The sequence below is a fragment of the Pseudomonas sp. FBCC-B1565 genome, assembly GCF_059133265.1.
Window position 1 is genome coordinate 2,598,178 of the sequence record NZ_CP101438.1, and the last position, 13,565, is coordinate 2,611,742.

Annotated in this window: 14 protein-coding genes; 11 read left to right on the forward strand and 3 right to left on the reverse strand. The window is 61.3% G+C overall.

The window, feature by feature from the left end; genetic code table 11:
* The first annotated feature begins 197 nt into the window (after window positions 1-197).
* From NL123_RS12375 to NL123_RS12400, 6 genes are read left to right on the forward strand one after another with little or no spacing between them, the layout of a single operon-like run.
* On the forward strand, window positions 198-1,292 hold the full coding sequence (locus tag NL123_RS12375) for an ABC transporter ATP-binding protein (RefSeq protein WP_012724886.1): 1,095 nt from the start codon (window positions 198-200) through the stop codon (window positions 1,290-1,292).
* The gene (locus tag NL123_RS12380; RefSeq protein WP_494357866.1) at window positions 1,292-2,389 is read left to right on the forward strand and encodes an ABC transporter ATP-binding protein; all 1,098 of its coding nucleotides are present in this window, start codon (window positions 1,292-1,294) and stop codon (window positions 2,387-2,389) included. The genes NL123_RS12375 and NL123_RS12380 overlap by 1 nt, the downstream gene beginning before the upstream one ends.
* Window positions 2,386-3,252, forward strand: a complete 867-nt coding sequence (locus tag NL123_RS12385; protein ID WP_010209674.1) for a carbohydrate ABC transporter permease — start codon at window positions 2,386-2,388, stop codon at window positions 3,250-3,252. The genes NL123_RS12380 and NL123_RS12385 overlap by 4 nt, the downstream gene beginning before the upstream one ends.
* Before the next feature lie 10 nt (window positions 3,253-3,262).
* The gene (locus NL123_RS12390) at window positions 3,263-4,063 is read left to right on the forward strand and encodes a carbohydrate ABC transporter permease (RefSeq protein WP_003174634.1); all 801 of its coding nucleotides are present in this window, start codon (window positions 3,263-3,265) and stop codon (window positions 4,061-4,063) included.
* Window positions 4,064-4,073: 10 nt separating this feature from the next.
* Window positions 4,074-4,346 (forward strand): DUF2160 domain-containing protein, encoded by a 273-nt coding sequence (locus NL123_RS12395; RefSeq protein ID WP_003232363.1) that lies wholly within the window; start codon window positions 4,074-4,076, stop codon window positions 4,344-4,346.
* Window positions 4,347-4,378: 32 nt separating this feature from the next.
* Entirely contained in the window at window positions 4,379-6,121 is a 1,743-nt protein-coding gene (locus NL123_RS12400) for an ABC transporter substrate-binding protein (protein WP_071493334.1), read from the forward strand.
* 159 nt (window positions 6,122-6,280) lie between these two features.
* Here NL123_RS12400 and NL123_RS12405 read toward each other — a convergent pair whose 3' ends face one another.
* Window positions 6,281-6,709: a hypothetical protein gene (locus NL123_RS12405; protein ID WP_494357867.1), complete on the reverse strand. Its 429-nt coding sequence runs from the start codon at window positions 6,707-6,709 to the stop codon at window positions 6,281-6,283.
* Window positions 6,710-6,872: 163 nt separating this feature from the next.
* Between NL123_RS12405 and NL123_RS12410 the strand changes: the two genes are divergently transcribed.
* The gene (locus NL123_RS12410) at window positions 6,873-7,874 is read left to right on the forward strand and encodes an ABC transporter substrate-binding protein (protein ID WP_494357868.1); all 1,002 of its coding nucleotides are present in this window, start codon (window positions 6,873-6,875) and stop codon (window positions 7,872-7,874) included.
* Between the two features lie 2 nt (window positions 7,875-7,876).
* On the opposite strand, the gene NL123_RS12415 is transcribed toward NL123_RS12410, so the two are convergent.
* Window positions 7,877-8,665 (reverse strand): AraC family transcriptional regulator, encoded by a 789-nt coding sequence (locus NL123_RS12415; protein ID WP_071493331.1) that lies wholly within the window; start codon window positions 8,663-8,665, stop codon window positions 7,877-7,879.
* Between the two features lie 86 nt (window positions 8,666-8,751).
* Between NL123_RS12415 and NL123_RS12420 the strand changes: the two genes are divergently transcribed.
* The 4 genes from NL123_RS12420 to aqpZ all read left to right on the forward strand — a co-directional run bounded on the left by NL123_RS12420 (window position 8,752) and on the right by aqpZ (window position 12,325).
* Window positions 8,752-9,750 (forward strand): bile acid:sodium symporter family protein, encoded by a 999-nt coding sequence (locus tag NL123_RS12420; RefSeq protein ID WP_058424017.1) that lies wholly within the window; start codon window positions 8,752-8,754, stop codon window positions 9,748-9,750.
* Window positions 9,751-9,836: 86 nt separating this feature from the next.
* A complete protein-coding gene (locus NL123_RS12425; protein ID WP_248482220.1) occupies window positions 9,837-10,196 on the forward strand; it encodes a type 1 fimbrial protein in 360 nt (119 codons plus the stop codon).
* Between the two features lie 140 nt (window positions 10,197-10,336).
* A complete protein-coding gene (locus NL123_RS12430; RefSeq protein WP_248482219.1) occupies window positions 10,337-11,521 on the forward strand; it encodes a sugar transporter in 1,185 nt (394 codons plus the stop codon).
* A gap of 90 nt (window positions 11,522-11,611) precedes the next feature.
* The gene (gene aqpZ / locus NL123_RS12435; protein ID WP_494357869.1) at window positions 11,612-12,325 is read left to right on the forward strand and encodes an aquaporin Z; all 714 of its coding nucleotides are present in this window, start codon (window positions 11,612-11,614) and stop codon (window positions 12,323-12,325) included.
* Window positions 12,326-12,357: 32 nt separating this feature from the next.
* On the opposite strand, the gene NL123_RS12440 is transcribed toward aqpZ, so the two are convergent.
* Window positions 12,358-13,557 (reverse strand): NAD(P)/FAD-dependent oxidoreductase, encoded by a 1,200-nt coding sequence (locus NL123_RS12440; RefSeq protein ID WP_494357870.1) that lies wholly within the window; start codon window positions 13,555-13,557, stop codon window positions 12,358-12,360.
* Window positions 13,558-13,565: the final 8 nt, after the last annotated feature.

Here is a 13,565-nt window from a genome sequence, read left to right on the forward strand (position 1 = left end):
TGCCCTTTGTTAACCGTGAGAGTGTTGTTCAGAACTGTTCATTGTCAACCCCCGGATTGTTCAGTTGTTCAGTCAGATTGTTCACTCCCGAACATCCCATTTACGCCATTTCCTTGCACATCAATAACTTGCCGTTTTGGCATGAAACTCGCTCTGTCATCTGGCCAGATTCATTCCAATAATAAAAAGGTCGTGTCATGTCATTGACCCTGGAACATGTCTCCCGCGTTGTCGAAGGCCAGACCTGGATTGACGACGCCAACCTGCGTTTCGAAGCCGGTTCCTTCAACGTCTTGCTCGGTCGTACGCTGTCCGGCAAGACCAGCCTGATGCGCCTGATGGCCGGCCTGGACAAGCCCGACAGCGGCCGCATCCTGATGAACGGCGTGGACGTCACGCAAAAACCGGTGCGCCTGCGCAACGTGTCGATGGTGTATCAGCAGTTCATCAACTACCCGACCATGACCGTGTTCGAAAACATCGCCTCGCCGTTGCGCCAGGCCGGGGTGTCCAACGAACTGATCCAGAGCAAAGTGCTGGAAACCGCAAAAATGCTGCGCATCGAGAAATTCCTCCAGCGTCACCCGCTGGAACTCTCCGGTGGCCAGCAGCAGCGCACGGCCATGGCGCGCGCGCTGGTCAAGGATGCCGAACTGATCCTGTTCGATGAGCCGCTGGTGAACCTGGACTACAAGCTGCGCGAAGAGCTGCGTCAGGAAATGCGCGAGCTGTTCGCTGCGCGCCACACCATCGCCATCTACGCCACCACCGAGCCCAACGAAGCCCTGGCCCTGGGCGGCACCACCACCATCCTGCACGAAGGCCGGGTGATCCAGAGCGGCAAGGCGGCCGAGGTGTACCACCAGCCGCAGACTGTGCTGGCCGCGGAGTTGTTTTCCGAGCCGCCGATCAACCTGATGCCGGGGCGCATCAGTGGCAACGAAGTGAGCTTCGCCAATTTCGTGCACTTCCCACTCAACGTCGACCTGCGTCCCATCGGCGAAGGCGAGTTCCGGTTCGGCGTACGCCCCAGCCATATCAGCCTGGTGCCGAGCAACGATGACGACCTGGAGCTGGCGGTCACCGTGGAAGTCGCCGAGATCAGCGGTTCGGAAACCTTCCTGCATGTGCGCAGCGAGCACTTCCTGCTGGTGCTGCACCTGCCGGGGGTGCACGAATACGACGTCGACGCGCCGATCCGCGTGTATATCCCCACCCATAAACTGTTTGTGTTCGATGGCCAGGGCCGTTTGGTCCAGGCCCCCGGGCGCCGTGTCGCGAGGGTTGCCTGATGGCCGAGATCCATTTGCAGAACCTGGCGCACAGCTATAGCCCTACGCCGAAAGGCCCCGAGGACTACGCCATCCGGGCAATGAACCACGTGTGGGAGCAGGGCGGGGCCTACGCCTTGCTCGGGCCGTCGGGCTGCGGCAAGTCGACCTTGCTCAATATCATCTCCGGCCTGCTCAGCCCGTCTGAAGGCCAGGTGCTGTTCGACACTAAAGTGGTCAACGACCTCACCCCGGAAAAGCGCAATATCGCCCAGGTGTTCCAGTTCCCGGTGGTGTACGACACCATGACGGTGTTCGACAACCTGGCATTTCCGCTGCGCAACCAGGGCATGGCCGAGGCGAAGATTCACAGCAAGGTGCAGGAAATTGCCGAAGTCCTCGACCTGCAAAACCTGCTGACTAAAAAAGCGCGCAACCTCACCGCCGACGAAAAACAGAAAGTCTCCATGGGCCGTGGCCTGGTGCGCGACGACGTGTCGGCGATCCTGTTCGATGAACCGCTGACGGTAATCGACCCACACCTCAAGTGGAAGCTGCGGCGCAAGCTCAAGCAGATCCATGAGCAGTTCAACATCACCATGGTCTATGTGACCCACGATCAGCTGGAGGCCTCGACCTTCGCCGACAAGATCGCGGTGATGTACGGAGGGCAGATCGTGCAGTTCGGCACGCCGCGTGACCTGTTCGAGCGGCCGAGCCACACCTTTGTCGGCTATTTCATCGGCAGCCCCGGGATGAATCTGATCGAGGTGCAGGCCGAGGCGGGCGGGGTGCGCTTTGCTGGCACCCATCTGCCCTTGTCCGAGGCCTTGCAGCAACGCATTGCCACGACCGACTACAAGACATTGCAGGTCGGCATCCGCCCGGAATTCATCCACGTCTGGGACGAGTACAACCCTGACGCCCTGCAGGCCGATGTCACTCACCTCGAAGACCTCGGCACCTACAAGATCATCACTCTCAACCTCGACGGCGCGCTGCTCAAGGTGCGCCTGGCCGAAGACAAACCGGTGCCCGAAGGCACGGCGTCCATCAGCTTTCCGGCGCAATGGCTGATGGTGTATGCCGACGACTACCTGCTGGAGGTGCAGCCATGAACAAGGTGCAAAACAACAAGGCCTGGTGGCTGGTACTGCCGGTGTTCCTGCTGGTGGCGTTCAGTGCGGTGATCCCGATGATGACCGTGGTCAATTACTCGGTGCAGGACATCTTCGACCAGTCCAGCCGCTATTTCGTCGGTGCCGACTGGTACAAACAAGTGCTGCTCGACCCGCGCCTGCATGACTCGCTACTGCGTCAGTTCATCTACTCGGCCTGTGTGCTGCTGATTGAAATCCCGCTGGGCATTGCCATCGCCCTGACCATGCCGACCAAGGGCCGCTGGTCGTCGCTGGTACTGATCATCCTGGCCATTCCGCTGCTGATTCCGTGGAACGTGGTGGGTACGATCTGGCAGATCTTCGGTCGCGCCGATATCGGCCTGCTGGGTTACAGCCTCAACGCCCTGGGCATCAGTTACAACTACGCCGCCAACACCATGGACGCCTGGGTCACGGTGTTGGTCATGGACGTCTGGCACTGGACTTCACTGGTGGCGCTGCTCTGCTATTCGGGGCTGCGGGCGATTCCGGACGTGTACTACCAGGCCGCGCGGATCGATCGTGCATCGCCCTGGGCAGTGTTCCGACATATCCAGTTGCCGAAGATGAAAAGCGTGCTGCTGATCGCGGTGATGCTGCGCTTCATGGACAGTTTCATGATCTACACCGAGCCCTTCGTGCTGACGGGCGGTGGACCGGGTAACGCCACCACGTTCTTGAGTCAGACACTGACTCAGATGGCCGTAGGCCAATTCGACCTGGGCCCGGCCGCGGCGTTTTCCCTGGTGTACTTCCTGATCATCCTGTTGGTGTCCTGGCTGTTCTACACCGCCATGACCCACTCCGACGCCAACCGCTGAGGCCGCCAACATGAGCAAGCGCAAGGTTATTCCGCTGCTGATCTACATCCTGTTCCTGCTGGTGCCGATCTACTGGCTGCTGAACATGTCCTTCAAGAGCAACACCGAAATCCTCGGCGGGCTGACGTTGTTTCCGCAGGATTTCACCTTGGCCAACTACAAGGTGATCTTCACCGACCCGAGTTGGTACACCGGCTACCTCAACTCGCTGTACTACGTGAGCCTGAACACGGTGATCTCCCTGAGCGTGGCGCTGCCGGCGGCCTACGCGTTTTCGCGCTACCGCTTCCTCGGTGACAAGCACCTGTTCTTCTGGCTGCTGACCAACCGCATGGCGCCACCGGCGGTGTTTCTGCTGCCGTTCTTCCAGCTGTACTCGTCGATTGGGCTGTTCGACACCCATATCGCCGTAGCCCTGGCCCACTGCCTGTTCAACGTGCCGTTGGCGGTGTGGATCCTCGAAGGCTTCATGTCTGGCGTGCCCAAGGAAATCGACGAAACCGCCTACATCGACGGCTATTCGTTTCCGAAGTTCTTCGTGAAGATTTTTATCCCGTTGATTGGCTCCGGCATCGGTGTGACGGCGTTTTTCTGCTTCATGTTTTCCTGGGTCGAACTGCTGCTGGCGCGCACCCTGACCTCGGTCAACGCCAAGCCGATTGCGGCAGTGATGACGCGCACGGTGTCGGCGTCGGGTATCGATTGGGGCGTGCTGGCGGCGGCGGGGGTGTTGACTATCCTTCCCGGCATGCTGGTGATCTGGTTTGTTCGCAACCACGTGGCCAAGGGCTTTGCCCTGGGCCGGGTCTGAGGAGTCGATGATGGAATGGATGGCCTGGACCACCCCCACCGCGCTGTTCTTTGGCGGCATAGCCCTGATCCTCGCGGGCATGACCACCTGGGAACTGCGCTCGCCGAGCATCCCCCGGCGGGGCTTTTTGCCGATCAGCACCACCCGTGGTGATCGTTTGTTTATCGGTCTTCTCGGCAGCGCCTACCTGCATTTGCTGGTGATCGGCGTTACCGACTGGAGCATCTGGGTAGCGTCCGCGCTCTCCCTGGTATGGCTGTTGAGTGTGATGCGTTGGGGCTAATGCCCTTATGAATAAACAACCAGGAGGTCTCTATGTTGAATAAGAACAATAAGCTGCGACATAGCATTTCATTGGCCGCCGTACTGGCCCTGAGCGGTTTGAGCGCTTCGGCCTGGGCCGATGCGTACGAAGATGCCGCGAAAAAATGGATCGGCAGCGAGTTCAAACCGTCCACCCTCACGGCCGAGCAGCAGCTGGAGGAATTGAAGTGGTTTATCAAGGCCGCCGAACCGTTCCGTGGGATGAAGATCAACGTGGTGTCGGAAACCCTCACCACCCACGAGTACGAGTCCAAGGTGCTGGCCAAGGCCTTCACGGAAATCACCGGGATCAAGCTGACCCACGACCTGCTGCAGGAAGGCGACGTGGTGGAGAAGCTGCAAACCCAGATGCAGTCCGACAAGAACATCTATGACGGCTGGGTCAACGACTCGGACCTGATCGGTACGCACTTTCGCTACGGCAAGACCGAATCCATCACCGACCTGATGGCCAACGAAGGCAAGGACTTCACCTCGCCGACCCTGGATATCAAGGACTTTATCGGTATCTCTTTCACCACCGCGCCGGACGGCAAGATCTACCAGTTGCCCGACCAGCAGTTCGCCAACCTCTATTGGTTTCGCGCCGACTGGTTCGAGCGTCCGGAGCTGAAAGCCAAGTTCAAGGAAAAATACGGCTATGACCTCGGCGTGCCGGTGAACTGGTCGGCTTATGAAGACATTGCCAAGTTCTTCAGCGAAGACGTCAAGGAAATCGACGGCAAGCGCGTGTATGGGCACATGGACTACGGCAAGAAAGACCCGTCCCTGGGCTGGCGCTTCACCGATGCGTGGTTCTCCATGGCCGGTGGCGGCGACAAGGGCTTGCCCAACGGCTTGCCGGTGGACGAGTGGGGCATTCGCGTGGAGGACTGCCACCCGGTGGGCTCCAGCGTCACCCGTGGCGGCGACACCAACGGCCCGGCCGCAGTGTTTGCCACGCAGAAATACGTCGACTGGATGAAAGCCTACGCGCCACCGGAAGCGGCGGGCATGACCTTCTCCGAGTCCGGCCCGGTGCCGTCCCAGGGCAACATCGCCCAGCAGATCTTCTGGTACACCGCGTTTACCGCCGACATGACCAAACCGGGCCTGCCGGTGGTGAATGCCGACGGCACGCCGAAATGGCGCATGGCGCCGTCGCCTGTGGGACCTTACTGGGAAAAGGGCATGAAGAAGGGCTATCAGGACGTAGGCTCCTGGACCTTCCTCAAGTCGACACCTGAGAAACAGAAACTCGCGGCCTGGCTCTACGCGCAGTTTGTGACCTCGAAAACCGTCTCGCTGAAGAAAACCATCGTCGGCCTGACGCCGATCCGTGAATCCGACATCAACTCCCAGGCCATGACCGACATGGCGCCGAAACTCGGTGGCCTGGTGGAGTTCTACCGCAGCCCGGCCCGCGTCGAGTGGACCCCGACCGGCACCAACGTGCCGGACTACCCACGCCTGGCACAACTGTGGTGGAGCAACATCGCCGCCGCAGCCAGCGGCGAGAAAACCCCGCAGCAAGCGCTGGACAACCTGGCCAAGGAGCAGGACGCGATCATGACGCGCCTGGAACGCTCCAAGGTGCAACCAGTGTGCGGCCCGAAAATGAACCCCGAGCGTGATGCGCAGTACTGGTTCGACCAGCCGGGCGCGCCGAAACCGAAACTGGCCAACGAGAAGCCGAAGGGCGAGACCGTGGCTTACGGTGACCTGCTGAAGCAGTGGGAGGCGGCGCGTAAGTAATCACCTCTGTGCAAATGTAGTGAGCGGGCTTGCCCCGCGCTGGGTGGCGAAGCCACCCCATGACAGGCATCGATTTCCCTCGGGCGGAACTTGGTTGTCTGGTTCTGGGGCTGCTTCGCCACCCAGCGCGGGGCAAGCCCGCTCACTACAAACTGTGGCTTACGCCGCCTGCGGCTGAACCTGCAACGCCCCCTCCACATCCTTGACCAACCCACTGGCCAAAAACAACGGTATCAACCGCTTGTGCAACTGCGGTTCGACAAACTCCTTCACCGTATCCAGCGCCAGCACACCGCTCAGCGGCAATTCGGCCTTGGTGTACGACAACCAGGCCTTCTTCAACACTTGCAATACATCGCTGCCCGCCGTGGTAGCGAAGCGGCGCTGGGTGGGTTTGCCGTCGAAGGTGAAGCTGTGCTGGAACTCATAGCCGTTTTCATCGCCGTTACCGCTGGTGCAGCGGATGCAGGTGCACGGGCCGTCGCCGAACGCGCTGCGCAGGTAGGCGTTGAAGTCCACCACGGGTTTGAGTGACAGGCGCTTATCCACCTCGAACAGGTCCCCGGTCATTTTTTCGTCAGTGTTCAACGTCCATTTCCTCGCTGGTTCGGCAGTTTTTCAAAGCGCGGCACAATACCAGCCGAGCGCTGGTTTGTGGGCCATTTGCATAACAATAGATCCAGATATTCTTTTCCAGTCTAAAAAAACGTCGCTAGGCTCCATCACCTTCTTAAAAACGCGGCAGACTCCCATGACTTTCAAGCGTTCCTCCCTGACCCTGTTGGCGGCTGCGACGGCCCTGATCAGTATCGGCGCCCAGGCCGAAGGCAAGATCAGCATCGCCCAGCAATTCGGCATCGGCTACCTGATCCTCGATGTGGTGCGCGACCAGCATCTGATCGAAAAACACGGCAAGGAACAAGGCCTGGATATCCAGGTGGAGTGGAACAGCATTTCCGGCGCCACCGCCATGAACGAATCGCTGCTGGCCGGTGCGCTCGACGTGGTTTCCGCTGGCGTGCCGCCGATGCTGACCCTGTGGGACCGCACCAAGGGCAAGCAGAACGTCAAGGCCATCGCCTCCCTGGGCTCGATGCCCAACTACCTGCTGACCAACAACCCCAACGTGAAGACCCTCAAGGACTTCAGCGAAAAAGATCGCATCGCCGTGCCCGCCGCCGGCGTGGGTTTCCAGTCACGCACCTTGCAGATCGAGACCGCCAAGCAGTTCGGCGACGCCAACTTCAAGAAGTTCGACGACATCTCCATCAGCCTGGCTCACCCCGATGCCACTGCTGCGCTGATTGCCGGGGGATCGGAGATCAACGCGCACTTCTCCAGCCCGCCGTTCCAGTACCAGGAACTGTTGAATCCGAATGTGCACAAGGTGCTCAGTTCCTACGACATCCTCGGTGGGCCGGCCACGTTCAACGTGCTCTACACCACGCAGAAATTCCACGACGAAAACCCCAAGACCTACAAAGCGTTCTATGCCGCGCTGGCCGAAGCCGAGACGATCATCAAGGCCGATAAACCAGCGGCAGCCAAGGCCTATATCCGCGTAGAACAGTCGAAGTTGCCGTTGGACCTGGTGGAAAAAATCGTCCAGGACCCGGAAATCGACTTCACCATCGTGCCGCAGCGTACCTACATCTACGCCGAGAAATTGCAGGCATTGGGCGTGCTGAAAAACAAGGCAGCCAGTTGGAAGGACTACTTCTTCGAAGAGGCCCATGGCGGCAATGGCAGCTGATGTCAGCGGAAAAATTCGCCGGGCGTGGCCTCGAATTGCTGCCGAAACGCATTGATAAACGCCGACGTCGACTCATAGCCACACCCCAGCGCCACATCCGTGACCCGCTCGCCTTGCTCCAGGGCGGGCAGGGCGCTCAATAAGCGCAGGCGCTGGCGCCAGGCGCGGAACGTCAGCCCGGTGTCGCTCAAGAACAACCGACTGAGGGTCTTCTCGCTCACCCCCAGTTTCTGGCTCCACTGGCCCAAGGTTGTTTGCTGTTCCGGGTGCGCACTCAGGCTGCGATAGATCGGGCGCAAGCGCGGGTCCAGCGGCAGTGGCAGCATCAGGTCGACGTGCGGCGCCGCCGCCAGCTGGTCCAGCACCACCTGGGCCAGGCGCCCGTCCGGCCCATCCTCGGCATATTCCACCGGCAGTTCGCTGAAACTGCGGATCAACTCGCGCAGCAGGCTGCTCACCGCCAGCACATGACAGCGCTCGGCCGCCCAGGTGGTGACGCTGCAATCCAGGTACAGGCTGCGCATCTCTGTGTGGGGCGAACTGAACACCCGATGCGGTACACCGGCTGGAATCCACACCGCGCGCTGGGGGGGCGCGACGAAACGGCCAACGCTGGTCTGGATCTCCAGCACCCCGGAAATCGCGTAGGACAATTGCACCCACGGGTGGCTGTGCCGGCGGGTCAGCGCACGGTTGGGCAGCGATTCGGTGCGCCCATACACCGGCCGTGGCAGGCTGGAAAGCCCGGGCACGCTACGGCGCACGGTGTTGGCATGTCCTTTAGGCGGCATTTGTTGGCTCGTTGGCGTTAGTCGGTAACAAGCCGTTACGTTAGAGTCGCGATGACGCTCTTGGCAACCCCCGGAAGATCCTGCTTATGACTCGCCCCCGTTTCCTGCCCGACAACTTCACCCTGACCCTGATCGCCACGGTGATTCTCGCTTCCCTGCTGCCCGCCAGCGGCCAGACCGCCGTGGCCTTCGGCTGGGTGACCAACCTGGCCATCGCGCTGCTGTTTTTCCTGCACGGCGCCAAGCTGTCGCGCCAGGCCATCGTGGCCGGCGCCGGGCACTGGCGCCTGCATCTGCTGGTGTTCAGCCTGACCTTCGTGCTGTTCCCGCTGCTGGGCCTGGCGCTCAAGCCGGTGCTGTCGCCGCTGATCGGCAAAGACCTGTACATGGGCATGCTCTACCTGTGCGCCTTGCCGGCCACGGTGCAATCGGCGATTGCCTTCACGTCCCTGGCACGGGGCAATATCCCGGCGGCGATCTGCAGCGCGGCGGCGTCCAGCCTGTTCGGCATCTTCCTGACACCGTTGCTGGTGACGCTGCTGCTCAATGTGCACGGCGACGGCGGCTCCACCGTCGACGCCATCCTGAAAATCAGCGTGCAATTGCTGCTGCCGTTTATCGCCGGGCAGATCGCCCGCCGCTGGATTGGTGAGTGGGTCGGGCGCAACAAGTCCTGGCTGAAATTCGTCGACCAGGGCTCGATCCTGCTGGTGGTCTATGGCGCATTCAGCGAAGCGGTGAATGAAGGTATCTGGCACCAGATCCCGCTATGGGAACTGGGTGGCCTGGTGGTGGCGTGCTGCGTGTTGCTGGGCCTGGTGTTGGTGGCGTCCACGGTGCTCGGCAAGGCGTTCGGTTTCAATCAGGAAGACCGCATCACCATCCTGTTCTGCGGTTCGAAAAAGAGCCTGGCCACCGGTGTGCCGATGGCCCAGGTGCTGTTCGCCGGGGCGAGCATGGGCGTGCTGATCCTGCCGCTGATGCTGTTCCACCAGATCCAGTTGATGGTCTGCGCGGCGTTGGCCCAGCGTTATGCGAATCGGCCGGAGTCGATTCCGGAATTGATGGGGCAGGTGGACCCGTAACTTTTCTTTCAGACACCGACGAATAACCTCAAGTAAACGCCGGGCCAGACGACTTACTTCTTAACAGCCCAAGAAGGAGCGTCGACATGAACGTTTTACGTTTGTCACTGGTTACCGGTGTTCTTGCGGTATGGACGGGGGCATGCCTGGCGGCATCTTCCGGTGTCATTCAATTTCACGGCAGCATCGTCGAGCCCGGTTGTAACCCCAGTACGTCGGGCGGGGCGACAGTGGAGTTCAATGGATGCCCGCAAGCCCTGCGTGGCAGCCAGTTCGAGGCACAGTCGGTGCGCAGTGTGACCGCGCTGGGCAATTCGGCGGTCAACGTCAAGTTGGTGGCCGACAGCCCCAACGGGCGCTATTTCGACCAGCGGTATGTGCTGGTGGATGCCCTCGGCAAGCCGGTTCAATCGGGCGCCTACGTGGTCACCATGACGGCACCCTGACCCGGTTGAGGTCATTTTGAGCGGGATGAGCGCCAACAGTCGGGCCGGAAACCTATAGAATGCTCGGCGGCGGCGCTTGTCCTGGGTGGCCGCTCGATCACCGCCCCCGCTTGATCACTGCCAGAGTACCGCGCCGTTCCATGAGCATTTCAGCCGCAACGCCCCAAGCCAATTGGCAACCGGTCTTCGCTCTCGCGTTGGCCGCGTTTGTGTTCAATACCACCGAATTCGTGCCCGTCGGGCTGCTCAGTGCCATCGGCGCCAGTTTCGACATGCCGGTGTCCAGCGTCGGGCTGATGCTCACTATCTATGCCTGGATCGTGTCCCTGACTTCATTGCCGGTGATGCTGCTGACCCGCAACGTGGAGCGGCGCAAGCTGCTGATCGTGCTGTTCGGCCTGTTTATCGCCAGTCATATCCTTTCCAGTGTCGCCACCAGTTTCGGCATCCTGATGCTCAGTCGTATCGGCATCGCCCTGTCCCATGCGCTGTTCTGGTCGATCACCGCCTCACTCGCGGTTCGCTTGGCGCCGGAAGGCAAGCAGGTGCAAGCGCTCGGTCTGCTGGCCACCGGCACTTCCCTGGCGATGGTGCTGGGGATTCCGTTGGGCCGCCTGCTGGGCGAGGCCATGGGCTGGCGTACCACGTTCCTGGTGATCGGCGCGTTCGCCGCTGCGCTGGTGTTCTGGCTGGCGCGCACCTTGCCGTTGTTGCCGAGCCAGAACTCCGGCTCGTTGCGCAGCCTGCCGCTGCTGTTCAAGCGCCCGGCGCTGGTGGCGCTGTATGTGCTGACCGCCATGACCGTCACTGCGCAATTCACCGCCTACAGCTACATCGAACCCTTCGTCGAAGGCGTGGCCGGCATGAGCGGCAGCGCGGTGACCCTGATCCTGCTGGTGTTCGGCGGCGCGGGCATCATCGGTTCGCTGCTGTTCAGCCTGGTGCACCGTTTCAACCCGCATCTGTTCGTGGTGGGCGCAGTGTTTATCCTGGCCGCCTGCCTGGCGTTACTGCTGCCCTTGAGCGGTGCCGAGTCTTACCTGGTGGTACTGAGCATTTTCTGGGGCATGGCGATCATGGGCTTCGGCCTGGCCATGCAATCCAAGGTGCTGGTGCTGGCACCCGACGCCACCGACGTGGCCATGGCGATGTTCTCCGGCATCTACAACATCGGCATTGGCGGCGGTGCGCTGATGGGCAGTTGGGTCGGCAGCCAGTTCGGCTTCGCCTGGATCGGCGCGGCCGGTGGGTTGCTGGCGGCGGTAGCGTTGATCGGTTACTGCCTGGCGATCAGGAAATTTGGGCAGGGCGTTGTCAGCCGTTAAAACCAGACAAGTCTTACAGGACATATTGATACCCATTGCTACCGTCGCCCCGGACCGCCCACCTCCCGTGGTGACGGCACTTGAGCTGCAATGGAGTTGATTGTGCAAAGACGTTTGACTGCAGAGTTCATCGGTACTTTCTGGCTGACCTTCGGCGGCTGTGGCAGCGCCATCCTGGCGGCTGCTTTCCCCGGGTTGGGCATTGGTTTTGTGGGCGTTTCCCTGGCGTTTGGGCTTACGGTGTTGACCATGGCCTATGCGCTGGGCGGTATTTCCGGCGGGCATTTCAACCCGGCGGTGACCCTCGGCCTGTGGGTGGGGCGCCGTATCGAGGGCGCTGATGTGCTGCCGTACATCGTGGCGCAGGTCGCGGGGGCGATTACGGCCGCTGCCACATTGTTCCTGATTGCCAACGGGCAGCCGGATTTCGCGGTGGGCGGTTTTGCCGCCAACGGCTATGGTCCGCTCAGCCCCGGTCATTTCGACATGAAGTCCGCGTTGCTGGCCGAACTGATCGCCACGTTTTTCTTCGTCTTCATCATTATGCGCGTCACCGCACCCGGCGCGGTGCCTGGCTTTGCCCCGATTGCCATTGGCTTGGCACTGACCTTGATTCACCTGGTCCTGATCCCTGTGACCAATACCTCGGTCAACCCGGCGCGCAGCACCGGGCCGGCGTTGTTTGCCGGGGTGGATTACCTGGCACAGCTTTGGCTGTTCTGGCTGGCGCCGATGGTGGGCGGGGTGATGGGCGCGGTGGCGGCTCGATCAATGGATGAATGCCGCAAAAAAGTGCCCGCCTGAACAACAGCGGCGGGCGCCCGGGAGTACGAGCTTCAGGCCACCGGAATCAACGGGTCGGCCGCCGCCAGCGCACCAGCACGCTCGGCGGCCGGTGGGTAGATCCACACGGTATTGATCTGATGCTTGAGGTCCTTGGCTTCCTGACCAACCAGCTTCAGTTGGCGATCCCAACCTTCGGTGTACACGGCACCCCAGGCGCCGAGGTCGAGGCAGGTCACGTATTTGGGTTGGCGGTAGGTCATCGGCGCCACGCCGATCAGGTCGGCGGCGACGTTATTGCCGGCATAGCGGCCCAGGGCGATGGCGTGCTGGCAGGACATGCCGGCAAAGTTGCCCAGGTCGTCGGTGGCGGCGTAAGCCACGTCACCGGCGGCGAACACGTCGGCCTGGCCCTTGACCTTGAGGGTGCCGTCTACATGCAGGCGGCCCTGGGGATCGCGGGCACCGCTGACCTGCTCGGTGAGCGGGTTGGCCCGGAAGCCGATGGTCCAGATCACGGTTTTCGATTCAATGCGTTGTCCATCCGCCAGGGTCACGCCGCTGGCATCCACTGAAGCCACCGACGTGTTCAATATCCATTCCAGGCCCAGTGCGTTGCTGGCTTCGATGATCGATGGGCGGATGCCATCGCCCATGGAGGCGGCAATCTGCGGGCCACGGTCGACGACGATGACGCGGATATCGGCATCGTCACCCAAGGCTGCCCGCAGACGCGCCGGCATTTCGGTGGAGGTCTCGATGCCGGTGAAACCACCGCCAGCGACCAGCACCGTGTTGCGCGCGGGACTGTCAGGCAGGTTTTTCAACGCGGTGATATGAGCTTCCAGGCGCGTGGCATCCTCGATCTGGTCCACATCGAAGACATGCTCGATGCCTGGCATCTGCGGACGGTTCAGACGGCTGCCGGCGGCGAGCACCAGGCGGTCGTACGGGATCGTGGTGCAGATGCCGGCCGTATCCCGGTAGGTCACGTGTTTGGCGTTTTCATCGATGCTGTCAGCCGCGCCTTGAATGAACTTGACGTTCACGGCGTTGAACAACGGACCCAGTGGCGCCTGCATGGTGTGTACAGCGGGCTCGTAGAAACGTGGGCGGATGCGCAGTTCCGGCTGTGGGGCGAGGAGGCTGATCTGCACGTCGTGGCGATCATGTTTGTCCAGCAGGCGCGCAGCGCTCAACGCGCTCCAGACGCCACCGAACCCGGCGCCGATAATAAGGATGTGCTGTTTCATGGGATGCT

Excerpts from the sequence above, each read along its gene's own strand:
- NL123_RS12375 (WP_012724886.1), top strand. The coding sequence starts at position 198 with ATGTCATTGACCCTGGAACATGTCTCCCGCGTTGTCGAAGGCCAGACC.
- NL123_RS12380 (WP_494357866.1), top strand. The coding sequence starts at position 1,292 with ATGGCCGAGATCCATTTGCAGAACCTGGCGCACAGCTATAGCCCTACG.
- NL123_RS12385 (WP_010209674.1), top strand. The coding sequence starts at position 2,386 with ATGAACAAGGTGCAAAACAACAAGGCCTGGTGGCTGGTACTGCCGGTG.
- NL123_RS12390 (WP_003174634.1), top strand. The coding sequence starts at position 3,263 with ATGAGCAAGCGCAAGGTTATTCCGCTGCTGATCTACATCCTGTTCCTG.
- NL123_RS12395 (WP_003232363.1), top strand. The coding sequence starts at position 4,074 with ATGGAATGGATGGCCTGGACCACCCCCACCGCGCTGTTCTTTGGCGGC.
- NL123_RS12400 (WP_071493334.1), top strand. The coding sequence starts at position 4,379 with ATGTTGAATAAGAACAATAAGCTGCGACATAGCATTTCATTGGCCGCC.
- NL123_RS12410 (WP_494357868.1), top strand. The coding sequence starts at position 6,873 with ATGACTTTCAAGCGTTCCTCCCTGACCCTGTTGGCGGCTGCGACGGCC.
- NL123_RS12415 (WP_071493331.1), bottom strand. The coding sequence starts at position 8,665 with ATGCCGCCTAAAGGACATGCCAACACCGTGCGCCGTAGCGTGCCCGGG.
- NL123_RS12420 (WP_058424017.1), top strand. The coding sequence starts at position 8,752 with ATGACTCGCCCCCGTTTCCTGCCCGACAACTTCACCCTGACCCTGATC.
- NL123_RS12425 (WP_248482220.1), top strand. The coding sequence starts at position 9,837 with ATGAACGTTTTACGTTTGTCACTGGTTACCGGTGTTCTTGCGGTATGG.
- NL123_RS12430 (WP_248482219.1), top strand. The coding sequence starts at position 10,337 with ATGAGCATTTCAGCCGCAACGCCCCAAGCCAATTGGCAACCGGTCTTC.
- aqpZ (WP_494357869.1), top strand. The coding sequence starts at position 11,612 with ATGGAGTTGATTGTGCAAAGACGTTTGACTGCAGAGTTCATCGGTACT.
- NL123_RS12440 (WP_494357870.1), bottom strand. The coding sequence starts at position 13,557 with ATGAAACAGCACATCCTTATTATCGGCGCCGGGTTCGGTGGCGTCTGG.